17 protein-coding genes are annotated in these 17,169 nt (G+C 68.3%); 13 read left to right on the top strand and 4 right to left on the bottom strand.

Going from position 1 to position 17,169, the window contains the following annotated elements; translation table 11 throughout:
* The first annotated feature begins 79 nt into the window (after window positions 1-79).
* The 3 genes from LE197_RS11340 (at window position 80) to nahK (ending at window position 5,120) form a co-directional block, all read left to right on the top strand.
* Complete coding sequence (locus tag LE197_RS11340; protein ID WP_023086329.1) at window positions 80-1,279, top strand: porin; 1,200 nt, start codon at window positions 80-82, stop codon at window positions 1,277-1,279.
* Window positions 1,280-1,381: 102 nt separating this feature from the next.
* Window positions 1,382-2,545, top strand: coding sequence for a nitric oxide-sensing protein NosP (gene nosP / locus LE197_RS11335; RefSeq protein WP_226034030.1), 1,164 nt, complete (start codon window positions 1,382-1,384; stop codon window positions 2,543-2,545).
* Window positions 2,475-5,120 (top strand): hybrid sensor histidine kinase/response regulator NahK/ErcS', encoded by a 2,646-nt coding sequence (gene nahK, locus LE197_RS11330; RefSeq protein ID WP_003119141.1) that lies wholly within the window; start codon window positions 2,475-2,477, stop codon window positions 5,118-5,120. Before nosP ends, nahK begins: the two co-directional genes overlap by 71 nt.
* 1 nt (window position 5,121) lies before the next feature.
* On the opposite strand, the gene LE197_RS11325 is transcribed toward nahK, so the two are convergent.
* Both LE197_RS11325 and agmR read right to left on the bottom strand, forming a co-directional pair.
* Window positions 5,122-5,985 carry a DMT family transporter gene (locus LE197_RS11325; protein ID WP_003113465.1) on the bottom strand — a complete coding sequence of 288 codons (864 nt, stop codon included), beginning with the start codon at window positions 5,983-5,985 and terminating at the stop codon, window positions 5,122-5,124.
* A 9-nt stretch (window positions 5,986-5,994) separates the two neighbouring features.
* The gene (gene agmR, locus LE197_RS11320) at window positions 5,995-6,660 is read right to left on the bottom strand and encodes a response regulator AgmR (protein ID WP_003107754.1); all 666 of its coding nucleotides are present in this window, start codon (window positions 6,658-6,660) and stop codon (window positions 5,995-5,997) included.
* Between the two features lie 515 nt (window positions 6,661-7,175).
* Between agmR and LE197_RS11315 the strand changes: the two genes are divergently transcribed.
* From LE197_RS11315 to LE197_RS11305, 3 genes are read left to right on the top strand one after another with little or no spacing between them, the layout of a single operon-like run.
* Window positions 7,176-7,316: a hypothetical protein gene (locus LE197_RS11315; protein WP_003088510.1), complete on the top strand. Its 141-nt coding sequence runs from the start codon at window positions 7,176-7,178 to the stop codon at window positions 7,314-7,316.
* Between the two features lie 8 nt (window positions 7,317-7,324).
* Window positions 7,325-7,975, top strand: a complete 651-nt coding sequence (locus LE197_RS11310) for a sensor histidine kinase (RefSeq protein ID WP_003107757.1) — start codon at window positions 7,325-7,327, stop codon at window positions 7,973-7,975.
* A 12-nt stretch (window positions 7,976-7,987) separates the two neighbouring features.
* Complete coding sequence (locus LE197_RS11305) at window positions 7,988-8,665, top strand: response regulator transcription factor (protein WP_003113463.1); 678 nt, start codon at window positions 7,988-7,990, stop codon at window positions 8,663-8,665.
* 25 nt (window positions 8,666-8,690) lie between these two features.
* Here LE197_RS11305 and LE197_RS11300 read toward each other — a convergent pair whose 3' ends face one another.
* Window positions 8,691-9,338, bottom strand: coding sequence for a pentapeptide repeat-containing protein (locus LE197_RS11300; protein WP_003088520.1), 648 nt, complete (start codon window positions 9,336-9,338; stop codon window positions 8,691-8,693).
* A 53-nt stretch (window positions 9,339-9,391) separates the two neighbouring features.
* Complete coding sequence (gene exaA / locus LE197_RS11295) at window positions 9,392-11,263, bottom strand: quinoprotein ethanol dehydrogenase (protein ID WP_003088524.1); 1,872 nt, start codon at window positions 11,261-11,263, stop codon at window positions 9,392-9,394.
* Between the two features lie 312 nt (window positions 11,264-11,575).
* Between exaA and pedF the strand changes: the two genes are divergently transcribed.
* The 7 genes from pedF to pqqE all read left to right on the top strand — a co-directional run bounded on the left by pedF (window position 11,576) and on the right by pqqE (window position 17,167).
* Window positions 11,576-12,013, top strand: a complete 438-nt coding sequence (gene pedF / locus LE197_RS11290) for a cytochrome c-550 PedF (protein ID WP_003107652.1) — start codon at window positions 11,576-11,578, stop codon at window positions 12,011-12,013.
* 86 nt (window positions 12,014-12,099) lie between these two features.
* The gene (locus LE197_RS11285) at window positions 12,100-13,620 is read left to right on the top strand and encodes an aldehyde dehydrogenase family protein (protein WP_003117412.1); all 1,521 of its coding nucleotides are present in this window, start codon (window positions 12,100-12,102) and stop codon (window positions 13,618-13,620) included.
* A gap of 354 nt (window positions 13,621-13,974) precedes the next feature.
* Window positions 13,975-14,046 (top strand): pyrroloquinoline quinone precursor peptide PqqA, encoded by a 72-nt coding sequence (gene pqqA, locus LE197_RS11280; RefSeq protein WP_003106462.1) that lies wholly within the window; start codon window positions 13,975-13,977, stop codon window positions 14,044-14,046.
* A 52-nt stretch (window positions 14,047-14,098) separates the two neighbouring features.
* Window positions 14,099-15,013, top strand: a complete 915-nt coding sequence (gene pqqB, locus LE197_RS11275) for a pyrroloquinoline quinone biosynthesis protein PqqB (protein WP_023109179.1) — start codon at window positions 14,099-14,101, stop codon at window positions 15,011-15,013.
* Window positions 15,014-15,022: 9 nt separating this feature from the next.
* Window positions 15,023-15,775: a pyrroloquinoline-quinone synthase PqqC gene (pqqC, locus tag LE197_RS11270; RefSeq protein ID WP_003111679.1), complete on the top strand. Its 753-nt coding sequence runs from the start codon at window positions 15,023-15,025 to the stop codon at window positions 15,773-15,775.
* Window positions 15,772-16,050, top strand: coding sequence for a pyrroloquinoline quinone biosynthesis peptide chaperone PqqD (pqqD, locus tag LE197_RS11265; protein WP_003088542.1), 279 nt, complete (start codon window positions 15,772-15,774; stop codon window positions 16,048-16,050). Before pqqC ends, pqqD begins: the two co-directional genes overlap by 4 nt.
* Window positions 16,022-17,167: a pyrroloquinoline quinone biosynthesis protein PqqE gene (pqqE, locus tag LE197_RS11260; protein ID WP_017148973.1), complete on the top strand. Its 1,146-nt coding sequence runs from the start codon at window positions 16,022-16,024 to the stop codon at window positions 17,165-17,167. Before pqqD ends, pqqE begins: the two co-directional genes overlap by 29 nt.
* The last annotated feature ends 2 nt before the right edge of the window (window positions 17,168-17,169 follow it).

The raw sequence follows: 17,169 nt of genomic DNA, 5'->3' as shown, positions 1-17,169 counted from the left end.
GCGTATGGCAGGGCTTTCCCGGTTTCGATAATCGGCTCCGCCACGACCGGCCCGGTCGTTTCACCTCGCGGAGTGCGCCATGAACAAGAACAACACCGCCGTTCGCCGAATCCTGCCGCTGACCCTGGCCTCGCTGGGTGCCCTGGGCGGCCTGCAACCGGCCGCCGCCGATATCCTGCTGTACGACAAGGACGAGACCACCTTTTCCACCGACGGCTACTTCAACGCCTTCTACGTCAACAGCGACGTCGACCGCCAGGGCGAGACCTACGATCGCCGCCAGTCGCGGGTGAAGATGGGATTCTTGCCGAACTACATCGGCTTCAACTTCGGCAGGAAGGTCGACGAGCTGAGCCTCGGTGGTCGCGCTTCCTTCTGGGTGACCATCAACGACAGCGAGACCGACGGCACCGATACCGCCATCGACGTCCGTCAGTTCTACGGCACGGTCGCCGGCGACTGGGGCGAGGTGCTGATCGGCAAGGACTTCGGCCTGTTCTCGCGCTCGAACATCTTCCTCGACGAACTGCTGGCCGGTTTCGGCAACCCCAGCGACACCCTCGGCCTGGTGGACGGCAAGGGCGTCTCCTTCGGCAACATCGGCACCGGCTATCCGTATCCGTTCCCCACCTCGCAGATCACCTACCGCAACAACAACCTGCTGCCCGGCCTGCGCATCGCCGTGGGCATCCTCGACCCGATCGACTCCAACCAGATCGACAAAGATGCCAGCGACGGCCTCGACGACAAGGCCTACCAGGACAACCCGCGCTACGAGAGCGAGGTCAGCTACCAGTTCGACCTGGCCGGGGCGCAGGTCTACAGCTGGATCAACGGCGGCTACCAGACTTCGAAGAACACCAGCGACAGCGTCGACAGCGTGACTTCCAAGGGGGTCGGCTATGGCTTGCAGGTGAAGATGGGCGGCTTCTCCGTGACCGGTTCGGGGTTCACCGCCAAGGGCATCAATCCCTTCTTCACCAACAACGCCGGCGAAGCCGCGCTGCGCGAGGTGGACAGCCGCGGCGCATTGCTGCAGGGCTCGTATTCATGGGGCAAGAACCGCCTGGCGCTGTCCTACGGCAAGACCGTCGACGACGGCAACGGCCTGGGTTCCGCGGCCGACTACGAGAGTCGCGGCATCGCCTATTTCCGCACGATCAACGACAACCTCAAGCTGGTCGCCGAGCTGAACCGCTACCGGATCGAGGGGCGCGACGGTGCCGCGCTCGACGAGGACACCGACACCGTGGCCCTCGGCGCCGTACTGAACTGGTGATACCGCTACTTTCGAAGGACCCCGCCGCGACCCAAGTAGGATAGGGGCCGCGGCGGCGCCCTTCGTAGAATGCTGGCGAGGCGGAACGACGGGGGAGCGGGCATGTACGAAGGGCAGGGGGAAGGGGTCAGCAGGGGCATGTCCAGCGCGCGCGACGTCGAAGTGGTGGCCCAGGACCTGGCGCGCCAGCTTATCCATCCGCACCTGGGCTTCGTACTGTTCTTCTGTTCCGCGGAATACGACCTGCCGGCCCTTGCCGAGATGCTCGAACGCTACTTCGGCGGCATCGACCTGGTCGGCTGCACCACAGCCGGCGAGATCACTCCGGCGGGCTACGGGCGCGGCTGCGTCAGCGCGGTGGGCTTCGACGTGCGCAGCTTCGCCATCAGCAGCGCGCTGATCGACGAAATGGAGCGCTTCAGCCTGCTGGACGCGCAGCAGATGGTCGAGACCCTGGTGGCCGGCTGTCGCCGCGGCGGCCTGGCGCCGATCAAGGACCACAGCTTCGCCCTGACCTTGCTCGACGGCCTGTCCAGCCGCGAAGAGGTGGTGCTCGCCGCGCTTCGCGCGGCGCTCGGCGCGATCCCGCATTTCGGTGGCTCGGCCGGCGACGACCGGCACCTGACCCACACCCATGTCTACCACCAGGGCCAGTTCCATACCGGGGCGGCAGTGGTGGTGCTGGTCAACACCTGGCTGGACTTCGAGGTCTTCACCACCCATCACGTGGTGCCGCGCGCCGAAAAGTTGGTGGTGACCCGCGCCGACAGCGGCAGCCGGCGGGTCCACGAACTCAACGCCGAGCCGGCGGCGCTGGAATACGCCCGGCTGGTCGGGGTGGTACCGCAGGCGCTGGATTTCGCCCTGTTCTCCGCGCATCCGCTGGCGGTGCGGGTCGACGAACGCTATTACGTGCGCTCGATCCAGCAGGCCAACGAGGACCTGAGCCTGACGTTCTACTGTGCGGTGGAGAACGGCATCGTTCTCACGGCGATGAGCACCGGTCCGCTGTTGCCCAACCTGGAGGCGCAGTTCCGCCGCCTCCACGAGCGCCTCGGACCGCCGTTGCTGACCATCGGTTGCGACTGCTTCCTGCGGCGCCTGGAGCTGGAGGTCGGCGGTGACACGCAAGCGACCGCCGCGTTTCTCCGCAGCCAGCAGGTGATCGGCTTCAACACCTACGGAGAGCAATTCAATGGCATGCATATCAACCAGACCTTCACCGGGGTCGCCATTGGCCGACCCCGCGGAGGTGTCCGTCGCTGAGCTGCAGGCGCGGGTCGTCGCCCTCGAAGAAGAGCGGCACAAGTTGCAGCGGATCAACCAGGCGCTGATCGGACGCATCGAGTCGAGCGCCGCGCAGAGCGACGAGGCCTACGGCGCCTTCCAGTATTCCGTGGTGCTGGCCGAGCAGGTCCGCGAGCGCACCGACGCGCTGAGCCAGACGATGCTCGAACTGAAGGCCAGCAACCAGTTGCTCAGCGACGCTCGCCTGCGTGCCGAGACCGCCCACCAGCATCTGCTCGACGCCATCGAAAGCATCTCCGACGCCTTCGTCCTGTTCGATCCGCAGCAACGCATCGTGTTGTTCAACGAGCGCTTCCGCGCGCTGTGGATCGACAGCCGGGCGCGGATCGGTCCTGGCATGCGTCGCGCCGAACTGCACCGGCTGGCGCGTAGCGGCGGGCTGATCGTCGAGGAGCAGCGTGGCGGCGACCAGCAGACCCTGTACCGCCTGCGCGACGAGCGCTGGCTGCGGATGAGCGAGCGACCGACCCGCGACGGCGGGCTGGCGGTGCTCTACAGCGACGTCACCGAGATCAAGCTCAGCGAGACCGCGCGCCGCGAGCAGGCGCTGGCGCAGAAGTCGCACCTGTTGCAGCGGGCGGTGGACAATCTCTCCCAGGGCGTGGCGATGGTCGGTGCCGACGGCGTGCTGGAGTTGTGGAACCGGCGCTTCCTGGAGCTCTGCGGGCTGGCCCCGATCGCCGGGCACCGGGCCTTCGCCGAAGTCATGGCGGAGAGCGAATTGCCGTTGCTCACGCCGCGCAGCCAGGACTCCCAGGGGAGTCCGCTGAGCGCCCGCGAGCAGCGCCTGTTCGATGGCCGGGTGCTGGAGATCCGTACCCATGCGCTGCCCACCGGCGGCTTCGTCAACACCTTCACCGACATCACCGAACGCTATCGCCACGCCGAGGCGTTGCGTGCCAGCGAGCGCTGGATCCGCCTGATCACCGACCAGGTGCCGGCGCTGATCGCCTATCTCAGCGACGAACTGGTCTACGAATTCACCAACAAGGTCTACGAGGAGTGGTACCGCTGGCCCAGCGGCTCGATGCTCGGCCGCTGCCTGCGCGACGTGCATGGCGCCGAGCACTGCCGGCGCCTGGAGCCGTACTTCGAGCGGGCCCTGGCCGGCGAAAGCGTGACCTTCGAGATCGCCGAGACCGCGTTGTCCGGCGAGGAGCGCTACATGCAGCGCTCCTACGTGCCGAACCGCCAGGCCGACGGCCGGGTCGCCGGGCTGTTCGTGCTGATTCGGGATATCACCGAGCGCCGGCGGACCGCCGAGGCGCTGCACCAGGCCTACCAGAACCTCGAACAGCGGGTGCGCGAGCGGACCGCCGAGCTGACCACCCTCAACGACCAGTTCAAGCGCGAGATCCACGAGCGCAGCCAGGTCGAGGCGCGCCTGCGCGAGGCCAAGCGCGAGGCGGAACAGGCCAACCTGTCGAAGACCAAGTTCCTCGCGGCGGTCAGCCACGACCTGCTGCAACCGCTGAACGCCGCGCGGCTGTTCACCAGCGCCTTGCAGGAGCGCGGCAGCGCGGCGCGGGATAACGAGGCGCTGGTGAACAACATCAGCCATTCGCTGGAGGACGTGGAGAACCTGCTCGGCACCCTGGTGGACATTTCCAAGCTGGACGCCGGCGTGATCACCCCGGACATCGCCCCGTTCGAGCTTGGCGAACTGCTCGGCAACCTGGCCGCGGAGTACCGCCAGGTAGCCGCCAGCGAAGGGCTACGCCTGGACTTCGTGGCCTGCGGGGCGCTGGTCCGCAGCGACCAGCAACTGCTCGCGCGAATCCTTCGCAACCTGCTTTCCAACGCCATCCGCTATACCCCGCGAGGGCGCGTGCTGCTGGGTTGCCGCCGGCATCGGCAGCGCCTGTCGATCGAGGTCTGGGACACCGGGGTGGGCATCGCCGCCGACAAGCTCGGCGAGATTTTCCAGGAATTCAAGCGCGGCGAGTCACAGCGTTGTCACCAGGACCGCGGGCTCGGCCTGGGATTGGCGATCGTCGACAAGATCGCCCGCATGCTCGGCCACCGGGTCCGGGTCGGCTCGCTGCCGGGCAAGGGCTCATGCTTCGCCATCGAGGTACCGCTGGCCCGCCATGCCCCGCGCAGTCGCGCCGAGCCGCTGGCCAGCGCGGACGACCTGCGCGAGCGCCTGCGTGGTTCGCGGGTGTGGGTGCTGGACAACGATGCGGCGATCTGCGCAGGCATGCGCACGTTGCTCGAAGCCTGGGGCTGCCGGGTAGTGACGGCGCTGTCGGAGGAAGACCTGGCGCGACAGGTCGACAACTACCATGCCGAGGCCGACCTGCTGATCGTCGACTATCACCTCGACGACCAGCGCAACGGCGTCGACGCGGTCGCCGCGATCAACGCCCGGCGCGGCTCGCCGCTGCCGGCGCTGATGATCACCGCCAACTACAGCAACGAGCTCAAGCAGCAGGTCCGCGAGCTTGGCCACACCCTGATGCACAAGCCGGTGCGGCCGATGAAGCTGAAGACCGCGCTCTGCCACTTGCTGGAGCGCGAAGCCTCGGTCTGATTCAGGCGCCTTCGCGCGCCGCGCGGCCCAGGCGCGGGGCGAGGATCAGGGCGATCCCGCCGAGCACCGCCAGGGTCGCCGGCGGCAATCGCGGGGCGAGCGGCTCGCCGAGCAGCAGGGCGCCGCAGAGGGCGGCGAGCACCGGCACGCTGAGCTGCACCGAGGCGCCCTGGATCGCCGTCAGCCCCGGCAGTGCGCTGTACCAGACGGCGTAGCCGAGGCCGGAGGCGAGGGCGCCGGAAAGCAGGGCATAGGCCAGCCCGGCGCCGTCCAGCCGCAACTGCCCGTGGAATGCCAGGAGCAGCAGGGCGGCGAAGGCAAGGGCACGCAGGAAGTTGCCCGCGCTGACCGCCAGCGGATCGCCGCCGCCGCGGCCGAGCAGGGTATAGAGGCCCCAGGCGAGGCCGGACAGGAGCATCAGCAGGGCACCGCCCAGCGGCGGCGCGCTGGCTCCGGGGAGCAACAGGAACAGCAGGCCGCCCAGGGCCAGCAGGAAACCGAGCAGCGCCTGTCCGCCCAGCCGTTCGCCGCGCAGCAGGCCGGCCAGCAGCAGGGTGACCTGTACCGCGCCGAATAGCAGCAGCGCGCCGGTGCCGGCGTCCAGCTGCACGTAGGCGTAGGAGAACGCGGCCGCGTAGACGAACAGCGCCGCCGCCCCGCGCCAGCCGCCGCGCGCGGGCGTGGCCGGGCGCCGGCGCAGATGCAGCAGGACGGCGAGCATGAGGGCGCCGGAGAAGAGACGCAGGGCGGTGAAACTGACCGCGTCGATGGCGGTGTCCTTCAGCGCCGCGCGGCAGAGCAGCGAATTGCCGGCGAAGGCCAGCATCGCCAGGACAGTGAGCAGCAGGGTACGGCGGTCGGGCATCGGCGGGTCTCAGCGGCGCAGGTAGGCGGCGAAGTCGATGTCGCCGGCGCTGAGGATCGCCTGGACCCGGTTGTGTACCTTGAGCTTGCGCAGGATCGCCGAGACGTGCGCCTTCACCGTGGTCTCGGCGATGTCCAGGTTGTAGGCGATCTGCTTGTTCGACTCGCCCTTGGTCATCCGCTCCAGCACCAGCAGCTGCTTGCGGGTCAGGGCCTGGAGCAGTTCCGGGGAGATGCCGTGTTCTTCGTGGCCGCTGCGTCGCGGCGAACTCTTCTGGGTGCGGATCACGTCCGAGGGCAGGTAGACGTTGCCGTTGAGGATCTGCTCGATGGCTTCGGTCATCTGCGCGCGTGGCGAGGACTTGGTGATGAAGCCCACCGCGCCGTAGGTGATGGCCTGTAGCACCACCTGCTTGTCCTGCTCGGCGGAGACGATAACCACGGGAATGGTCGGGGCCTCGTTGCGCAGGTTCATCAGGCCGTTGAGGCCGTGCATGCCGGGCATGTTCAGGTCGAGCAGGATCAGGTCGAGGTCGTCGTGTTCCTGGGTCAGGCCCAGGGCGCTGTCGAGGTCGGCGGTTTCCATCACTTCGCTGCCGGGGAATCCGTCGGCGATGACATTGTGGATGGCCTCGCGGAACAGCGGGTGGTCGTCGGCGATCAGGATCTTGTACATGGCCTGCACCTCGTTATTGTCGTTATGGGCGGCTGGTGGCGGCTCGGGGCACGCGGGCGGATGCGAATGCGCTCACGGTAGCAGTCGTGGGCGCGATAGCCCAGCGGGTGGGCGTTCCGCCGCGCGCTGCCGGGGACGCGTCGCGGACGGTCGGCAGCCGGGTAGGCGGAGAAGGCGAACTCGGTACTGCGGCGGGACCGCCGCAGGGTAGTCGGGCGCTACGCGGGGCAAGGCAAGGCGGGGCATGGCGGCTTCTCGTCGTTTCTTCTTGTATGCGTCATTACAGGGCAGGCGCGCTGCTTTGGAAATTCGACGTCCGGAGGGGTGAACCAGTACCAAAGTAGCAGGACCAGGCGCTTGCGCAGCGCTCCTGCTGCATCGGCGGCGCCCGCAAGGGCGGCTGGAGGCGGGTGGCCGCGCAAAAGTAGCGGCCCGGCAGTACCAAGGTAGTAGCACGCCGTGGCTCCGCGCGTCCTAGCATGTCTCGACAACGACAATGGACAGGAGTCGCCGCCATGCGCATCGCCGTCACCCTGGTGTTGCCCATCCTGCTGATCCTCAGCCTGCTCGGGTTCGATTTCCTCTATTCCCGCCACCTCGGCCAGGAAAGACCTGCCGCCTGCGCCGTCGGACAGGCCTGTCGGATCGCCCCCTGAGCCACGCCATGGATGACCTGCGACCCGCCGGCCCGGCGGAGTACCGCTGGCTGCTCGCCGTGCAGGAGCGCGAGCGGCGCTTGCTGGCCCAGGCGGTGCATGACGATATCGGCCAGTACCTGACGGGCATCCGCACCCAACTGTTGTTGCTGCGCTGCACGGCAGGCGACGGGCAGCCGGCGCTGGCACGCCTGGAGCGCTACTGCCAGGGGCTGGACGACAGCTTCCGCGCGCTGCTGCGCGGTCTACCGCCGCCGGCCCTGCAACGCCAGTCGCTGGACGAGGCGCTGCGCGCCTGCGTGGCGGACTGGCAGGAAGGCCAGGGCATCGCCTGCGAGCTGCGCCTGGGCGGTCCGCTGCCGCCCCTGGATGCGGCGGCCGGGACCCATCTCTACCGCCTGTTGCAGGAGGCGCTGAACAACGTCGCCCGGCATGCCGGCGCCAGCCGCGTGCGGATCCGCCTGCAATGCCGTGGCGGCTTTCTCTACCTGAGCGTACGCGACGACGGTCGCGGCTGCGCGGCGGACCCGGCACCCGGCTTCGGCCTGGACTCGATGCGCCAGCGCGCGCGCTGCCTGGGCGCTGAACTGAGCCTGCGCAGCCGTCCCGGACAGGGCCTGGCGTTGCGCCTGCGGATGCCGCTGGAACGCGATGACTGAGAGGAGAGGACGATGAAGGTCCTGCTGGTGGACGATCATTTCGTGGTCCGCGAAGGGCTGGCCGCGCTGTTGCGCGGGCTGCTCCCCGACGTGGAGGTGAACGAGGCCGGCGACGGCGAAGAAGCCTTGCAGGCGGTGCAGCGGGAAATTCCTTCGCTGGTCATCGTCGATCTCGGCCTGCCGGGCATCAGCGGCCTGGAACTGACTCGCCGGCTGCGCCAGCGCCTGCCGCAGTTGCGTGTGCTGTTCTTCAGCCTCCACGACGAACTGGCCCTGGTGCGCCAGGCGCTGGATGCCGGTGCCCGCGGCTACGTGACCAAGCGAGCGGCGCCGACGGTGCTGCTGGAGGCGATACGGCGAGTGCTCGCCGGCCAGCTCTATCTGGAGCAGCCCCTGGCCACGCGCCTGGCCTGCCAGTCGTGGGAAGAGCAGGGCGGGGCAGCGTTGCGCGGGCTGACCCGTCGCGAGTTCGAGATCTTCCGCCTGCTCGCGCGTGGCCTGGCCCTGCGCGAGGTGGCCGAGCACCTGGGGGTAAGCGCCAAGACCGTGTCCAACCATGTCAGCCTGCTCAAGCAGAAGTTGCAGGTGAGTACCCAGGCGGAACTGGTGCACCGGGCCATCGACAGCGGCGTGCTGCGGCTGGGCCTGCCGCTGCCGCTCGCCGAGGAGGCTCGCGGCAGCCTCGGCTAGGGGGCCGTCGCTGCTGTCCGGCGCTTCACTGCCAGCCCGCGGGGCAATCCTTGCAACCCTGCATGTTGCTGCCCTGGAAGTTGCCGAAGCGCACCTTGCTGCCGCGCAGGTCGGCATCTTCCAGGTTGGCCTCGGCCAGCTTGACTTCCTGCAGGTTGGCGTCGCGCAGGTCGGCGCCCTTGAGATCGGCGCGGGACAGCCAGGTCATCTCCAGGTCGGCGGCGCGCAGCGTGGCCTGGTGCAGGCGGCCGCCGCTGAGACGGGCGAACTCCAGGTAGGCGGCGGTGAGGTCGGCGCCTTGCCACTGGGCGCCCTGGGCGAACAGGCCCCAGGCCTGGATCGCCACCGCCCTGGCGCCGGAGAGGTCGGCGCCGCGCAGGTTGGCTTGCTGCAGGCTGGCGCGGGTGAGGTCGGCACCACGCAGGTTGGCTTTTTCCAGGTTGGCCAGGTCGAGCCTGGCGTGACGCAGGTCGGCGCCGGAGAGATCGGCGCCGGCCAGGTCGATGCGGCCGAGGTCGAGGTTGCGCAGGTCGGCGCCGCGCAAGTCGGCCTTGGCGCAGCGCGCGCCGGGCTCCAGGCGGCAGCCGGCGATGACGCGGACGTCGTCGATGTCGTCGGCGGCCTGGGCCAGGCCGGCGCCGAGCAGGGCGGCGCAGAGGAGGAAGGTCTTCATCGGGATACTCCGCAGGCGGGGAAAGCCGCGCCTCGCAGGGCGCGGCGCGGGGATCAGCGGCTGGCGGTGCGGTTGTCCCAGCTGGGCAGCTTGAATACCCAGAAGGAACCGCCCTGGGCCACCGGCCGGGTCAGGTCGGCCATGTCGCCGCCCCACAGCGGCACGGCGCCGCCGTAGCCGACGGTCACGCCGAGGTACTGCTCGCCGTCCTGTTCCCAGGTGATCGGTGGCGAGACGATGCCGCTGCCGGTCTGGAATTTCCACAGCTCCTTGCCGCTCTTCGCGTCGAAGGCCTTGAAGTAGCCGTCGCCGGTGCCGGTGAACACCAGGTTGCCGGCGGTGGCCAGCACCCCGGCCCAGAGCGGCAGGTGTTCCTTGTGTTCCCAGACCACCTTGCCGCTGACCGGGTCCATGGCGCGCAGGCTGCCGACGTGGTCGTCGTACATGCGCTTGATCCGGAAGCCCATGCCAAGGTAGGCGCTGCCCTTCGTATAGCTGACCTCCTCGGTCCAGTAGTCTTCCTTCCAGTGGTTGGCCGGCACGTAGAACAGGCCGGTGTCCTGGCTGTAGGCCATCGGGTTCCAGTTCTTGCCGCCGAGGAACGGCGGCGATACTTCCACCGCCTTGCCATGCTTCTGCCCCGGTTCCGGCAGCGGCGGGCGCTGGCCCTCGCGCTCCACCGGGCGGCCGGTCTTCAGGTCGATGTGGCTGGCCCAGGTGATGTTGTCGACGAAGGGGAAGGCGTTCTGCAACTTGCCGTTGCTGCGGTCGACCACATAGAAGAAGCCGTTGCGGTCGGCGTGGGCGGTGGCCTTGACGATCTTGCCGTCCTTGGCCTTGTAGTCGAACAGCACCAGTTCGTTGTTGCCGGAGAAGTCCCAGGCGTCGTTGGGGGTGTGCTGGTAGAACCACTTCACCTCGCCGCTGCTCGGGTCCACCCCGACCTGGCCGGAGGTGTAGAGGCTGTCGTAGTCGTGCGGGTTGCCGCCCTTGGCGGTGCGCGCCCAGGTGTTCCACGGGCCGGGGTTGCCGGCGCCGACGATGATGGTGTTGGTCTCGGCGTCGAAGCTGGCGCTCTGCCAGGGAGCGCCGCCGCCGTGGCTCCACGACTCGACCTTGCCGGTCGGCGAGTTGCGATCGTCCGGCCAGGAGGGCGCCTTGACGTCGCCGGTCACCGTGCTGTCCTTGCCGTTCAGGCGGCCCATGTGGCCTTCGACGAAGGGACGCATCCAGATTTCCTCGCCGGTATCCGGATCGCGGGCGAACAGGCGGCCGACCACGCCGAACTCGTCGCCCGAACTGCCGTGGATCAGCAGGACCTTGCCGGTCTTGCCGTCCTTCACGATGGTCGGCGCGCCAGTCATGGTGTAGCCGGCGCCGTGATCGGCGAACTTCTTCTTCCACACCACCTTGCCGGTGTTCTTGTTCAGCGCCACCACCGAGGCGTCGAGGGTGCCGAAGAACACCTTGTCGCCATAGATCGCGGCGCCGCGGTTGACCACGTCGCAGCACGGGCGGATGTCGTCGGGCAGGCGGTGGTTGTAGGTCCACAGGCGCTTGCCGGTCTTCGCATCGAGGGCGAACAGCCGCGAGTAGGAGGCGGTCACGTAGATCACGCCGTCGCTGACGATGGCCTGGGACTCCTGGCCGCGCTGTTTCTCGTCGCCGAAGGAGTACGACCAGGCCGGGGTCAGCTTGAACACGTTGTCGGCGTTGACCTGCTTGAGCGGGCTCCAGCGCTGGGCGTGGGTGCCCATGCCGTACTGCAGCACGTCGCCGGTGGTCTTGTCGTCGTTGGCGATGTCCTCCCAGGTCACATCCTTGGCCAGCGCGGCGCCAGCGCTGCCCAGGGCGACGGCGAAGGCGAGGCAGTGCAGGCTCGGGCGCAGGAGGCCGGCAGGGGCGGGTGAGGTTCTTGTTGTCATGATCGGGTTCCCGTTTGGAGTGAGGGTCGAGAAACGGCAGGCCGCTGCTCGGGCCGCGGCGGCTTCATGGTGGAAGCGGGGCGCGCCGACGGGAACGGAAGATCGCCCGATTCGTCCGGGAAGACTTCCCGGACGGGGCATGACTTGGACTTGCTGCCAAAGCCCCGCGTAAGGCCTTCCGAGGCTCTACTCCGAAGGGAGTAGGCGAGGACGCCCAAAGCAGGATTCGGGCGCGCGGCGGAGCTTCCTAGGATGGCGATGAGCGCCGTTTGGCGCCCGTGCCTTGTCCTGTCTCCCCGGAGGAATGAAGTGATGAACAAGAACAACGCCTTGCGCGGCCTGCTGGTGCTGGCCGGTCTCAGCCTCTCGAGCCTGGCGCTGGCCCACGGCGATGTGACCCCCCAGGCAGTGGACACCAAGGGACTCGAGCCGCTGGGCAAGGAATGGCGCGACACCAACCCCTACCGCAAGCCCTACGCCAAGCACGACCTCGCCGTCGAGATCGGCGCCTCCGCCTACAACCAGAACTGCGCGCGCTGCCACGGCCTGGAAGCCAAGTCCGGCGGCATCGCCCCGGACCTGCGCCTGCTGGAGACCGGCGCCGAGGGCGACGAATGGTTCAAGGAGCGGGTCATCAACGGCGCGGTGCGCGATGGCGCGGTGTACATGCCGAAGATGGCCGACTTCATCAGCCAGGAAGGCCTCTGGGCGATCCGCAGCTATCTGGAAAGCGTGCACGTCGACGAGTGACGCGCCCGACCCTTCGCCGCCGACCGCGGCGCCCTTGCACGAGTCCGCCGCGCCACGGCGGAACGACCACACAGGAGAGCTTCGCCATGATCTACGCAGCGCCCGGAACCCCCGGTGCCGTCGTCACCTTCAAGCCTCGCTACGGCAACTACATCGGCGGCGAGTTCGTGCCTCCGGTCAAGGGCCAGTACTTCACCAACACCTCGCCGGTGAACGGCCAGCCGATCGCCGAGTTCCCCCGTTCCACCGCCGAGGACATCGACAAGGCCCTCGACGCCGCCCACGCCGCCGCCGACGCCTGGGGCCGCACCTCGGTGCAGGAGCGCTCGAACATCCTGCTGAAGATCGCCGACCGCATCGAGCAGAACCTGGAACTGCTCGCCGTCACCGAGACCTGGGACAACGGCAAGGCCGTGCGCGAGACCCTCAACGCCGACATCCCCCTGGCCGCCGACCACTTCCGCTACTTCGCCGGCTGCATCCGCGCCCAGGAAGGCTCCGCTGCCGAGATCAACGACAGCACCGTGGCCTACCACATCCATGAGCCGCTGGGCGTGGTCGGGCAGATCATCCCGTGGAACTTCCCGCTGCTGATGGCCGCCTGGAAGCTGGCCCCGGCGCTGGCCGCCGGCAACTGCGTGGTGCTCAAGCCGGCCGAGCAGACCCCGCTGGGCATCTGCGTGCTGCTGGAACTCATCGGCGACCTGCTGCCGCCGGGCGTGCTCAACGTCGTCCAGGGCTTCGGCAGGGAGGCCGGCGAGGCCCTGGCCACCAGCAAGCGCATCGCCAAGATCGCCTTCACCGGTTCCACCCCGGTCGGCTCGCACATCCTCAAGTGCGCGGCGGAGAACATCATTCCCTCCACCGTCGAGCTGGGCGGCAAGAGCCCGAACATCTATTTCGAAGACATCATGCAGGCCGAGCCGGCGTTCATCGAGAAGGCCGCCGAGGGCCTGGTGCTGGCCTTCTTCAACCAGGGCGAGGTGTGCACCTGCCCGTCCCGCGCGCTGGTCCAGGAGTCGATCTACCCGGCGTTCATGGAGGAGGTGCTGAAAAAGGTCAGGGCGATCAAGCGCGGCGACCCGCTGGACACCGAGACCATGGTCGGCGCCCAGGCTTCCCAGCAGCAGTACGAGAAGATCCTCTCCTACCTCGACATCGCCCAGCAGGAAGGCGCCGAGCTGCTCGCCGGCGGCAGCGTCGAGAAGCTCGAAGGCAACCTGGCCAGCGGCTACTACATCCAGCCGACCCTGCTCAAGGGGCACAACGGCATGCGCGTGTTCCAGGAGGAAATATTCGGCCCGGTGGTCGGCGTCACCACCTTCAAGGACGAAGCCGAGGCCCTGGCCATCGCCAACGACACCGAGTACGGCCTCGGCGCCGGCCTCTGGACCCGCGACATCAACCGCGCCTACCGCATGGGCCGCGGGATCAAGGCCGGTCGCGTGTGGACCAACTGCTACCACCTGTATCCGGCCCACGCCGCGTTCGGCGGCTACAAGAAGTCCGGCGTCGGTCGCGAGACGCACAAGATGATGCTCGACCACTACCAGCAGACCAAGAACCTGCTGGTGAGCTACGACATCAACCCGCTGGGCTTCTTCTGAGCGGTCCTCAGCCGCCGCGGATCGCTCCGACCCGCGGCCTTTCCGCCAAGGCACCTGCGGGTGCGCTCGTCCCGCGTCCCGACGCGGCTTTCCCCATGGCGGGTTCTGGCGCGACGCGGCCCTGGCCGCGTCTTTTTCGCCTCGCCGCCGCCCCTGCATGGACTAGGCTTCTGCCCTGCACCAGGGCGAACCAGGGGGGCGCAACGGCGTTCTCCCGGCGAACCTTGGGCGGGACAGGCAGTCCCTACCAAATCAGGGGGAAAACTCCTTCGAAAGTCTCATTCGGAGCGAGCCCCGCTGATGTTTAACTCGACCTGCCGGAATCGCCCGGCCCCACCAGAGAGGATCGACCCCATGTGGACCAAGCCCAGCTTCACCGACCTGCGTCTCGGTTTCGAAGTGACCCTCTACTTCGCCAACCGCTGATCCGTTCGGCCCCGGTCTTCCGGGGCCTCCCTCCAGCCCGCGGGGCAGACCCATGCACATCCGTATTCTCGGTTCGGCCGCCGGCGGCGGCTTCCCCCAGTGGAACTGCAACTGCCGCAACTGTCGCGGAGTCCGCGACGGCAGCGTAGCGGCCCAGCCACGCATGCAATCCTCCATCGCCCTGTCCGACGACGGCGAGCGCTGGATCCTCTGCAACGCCTCGCCCGACATCCGTGCCCAGATCGCCGCCTTCCCGGCCCTCCAGCCGGCGCGTCGGCCGCGCGATACGGCGATCGGCGCGATCGTCCTGCTCGACAGCCAGATCGACCACACCACCGGCCTGCTCAGCCTGCGCGAAGGCTGCCCGCACGAAGTCTGGTGCACGCAGATGGTCCACCAGGACCTCAGCGAAGGCTTCCCGCTGTTCCCTATGCTTTCCCACTGGAACGGCGGCCTGCGCCATCGGCCGATCGCCCTCGATGGCGAGCCTTTCGCCATTCCGGCCTGTCCGCGCCTGCGCTTCACCGCGATCCCCCTGCGCAGCAGCGCGCCGCCGTATTCCCCGCATCGCGGCGACCCCCATCCGGGCGACAACATCGGCCTGTTCGTCGAGGACCTCGATAGCGCCGGTACCCTGTTCTATGCGCCGGGCCTCGGCGAGGTGGACGAGGCGCTGCTCGAATGGATGCGCCGCGCCGACTGCCTGCTGGTGGACGGTACGCTCTGGCGCGATGACGAGATGCTGGTCTGCGAGGTCGGCGACAAGCTCGGCCGGCAGATGGGGCACCTGGCGCAGAGCGGGCCGGGCGGCATGCTCGAGGTGCTGGCGAAGGTGCCGGCCGCGCGCAAGGTGCTCATCCACATCAACAACACCAATCCCATCCTCGACACCGCTTCGGCAGAACGCGCCGAACTGGATGCCAGTGGCATCGAAGTGGCCTGGGATGGCATGCACATCCAGCTGTAGGGGGCCAACATGAGCCGTGCCGCCATGGATCGCGCCGAATTCGAACGGGCGCTGCGCGACAAGGGACGCTACTACCATATCCACCATCCGTTCCATGTCGCGATGTACGAGGGCCGTGCCAGTCGCGAACAGATCCAGGGCTGGGTGGCGAACCGTTTCTACTACCAGGTCAACATCCCGCTGAAGGACGCGGCGATCCTGGCCAACTGTCCCGACCGCGAGGTCCGCCGCGAGTGGATCCAGCGTATCCTCGACCACGACGGCGCCCCCGGCGAGGCGGGCGGCATCGAGGCCTGGCTGCGTCTGGCGGAAGCGGTGGGCCTGGAGCGCGAGCAGGTGCTGTCCGAGGAGCGGGTGCTGCCCGGCGTGCGCTTCGCCGTCGACGCCTACGTCAACTTCGCCCGTCGCGCCAGTTGGCAGGAGGCGGCGAGCAGTTCGCTGACCGAACTCTTCGCCCCGCAGATCCACCAGTCGCGGCTGGACAGCTGGCCGCGCCACTATCCGTGGATCGAGGCGGCCGGCTACGAGTATTTCCGCAGTCGCCTGGCCCAGGCCCGGCGCGACGTCGAGCACGGCCTGCGGATCACCCTGGAGCACTATCGGACCCGCGAGGCACAGGAACGCATGCTGGATATCCTGCAATTCAAGCTGGACGTGTTGTGGAGCATGCTCGACGCGATGAGCATGGCCTACGAACTCGAACGCCCGCCGTACCACACGGTGACCCGCGAGCGGGTCTGGCATCGGGGGCTGGCATCATGAGCCTGCCGTCGCTCGACAGCGTGCCGATGCTGCGCCGGGGCTTCCGCTTCCAGTTCGAACCGGCCCAGGACTGCCATGTGCTGCTCTACCCCGAAGGCATGGTCAAGCTCAACGACAGCGCCGGGGAAATCCTCAAGCTGGTCGATGGCCGCCGCGACGTGGCGGCCATCGTCGCGGCGCTGCGCGAGCGTTTCCCCGAAGTCCCCGGCATAGACGAAGACATCCTGGCGTTCCTCGAGGTGGCCCATGCGCAATTCTGGATCGAGCTGCAGTGAAAGCGTGGGGCCGCCGCTCTGGCTGCTGGCCGAGCTGACCTATCGCTGTCCGTTGCAGTGCCCGTACTGCTCGAACCCGCTGGAATTCGCCCGCGAGGGCGCCGAGCTGAGTACCGCGGAATGGATCGAGGTGTTCCGCCAGGCCCGCGAGCTGGGCGCCGCACAGCTCGGTTTCTCCGGCGGCGAGCCGCTGCTGCGCCAGGACCTCGCCGAACTGATCGAGGCAGGGCGCGGCCTGGGCTTCTACACCAACCTGATCACCTCCGGCATCGGCCTCGACGAGGCACGCCTGGCGCGCTTCGCCGAGGCCGGGCTGGACCACGTGCAGATCAGCTTCCAGGCCGCCGACGAAGAAGTGAACAACCTGCTCGCCGGCTCACGCAAGGCCTTCGCCCAGAAACTGGCGATGGCCCGCGCGGTGAAGGCGCACGGCTATCCGATGGTGCTCAACTTCGTCACCCACCGGCACAACATCGACAACATCGAGCGGATCATCCAGCTGTGCATCGAGCTGGAAGCCGATTACGTCGAACTCGCCACTTGCCAGTTCTACGGCTGGGCCGCGCTGAACCGTGCCGGGCTGCTGCCGACCCGCGCCCAACTGGAGCGCGCCGAGCGGATCACCGCCGAATACCGCCAGCGGCTGGCCGCCGAAGGCAACCCGTGCAAGCTGATCTTCGTCACCCCCGACTACTACGAGGAACGGCCGAAGGCCTGCATGGGCGGCTGGGCCAGCGTATTCCTCGACATCACCCCCGACGGCACCGCGCTGCCGTGTCACAGCGCGCGGCAATTGCCGGTGCAGTTTCCCAACGTGCGCGAGCACAGCCTGCGCCACATCTGGTACGAATCGTTCGGCTTCAACCGTTACCGCGGCGACGCCTGGATGCCCGAACCCTGCCGTTCCTGCGAGGAGAAGGAGAGGGACCACGGCGGCTGCCGCTGCCAGGCGTTCCTCCTCACCGGCGATGCCGACGCCACCGACCCGGTCTGCGCCAAGTCGGCACGGCACGACCTGATCCTCGCGGCCCGTCGCCAGGCCGAGGAGGCGCCGCTTGGCCTGGACGCGCTGACCTGGCGCAACCAGCGCGTGTCACGCCTGATCTGCAAGGCCTGAGG

The organism is Pseudomonas sp. PS1(2021) (assembly GCF_020405165.1).
Lineage (GTDB): Bacteria > Pseudomonadota > Gammaproteobacteria > Pseudomonadales > Pseudomonadaceae > Pseudomonas > Pseudomonas aeruginosa.
This window is presented reverse-complemented; position numbering and strand designations above follow the sequence as displayed.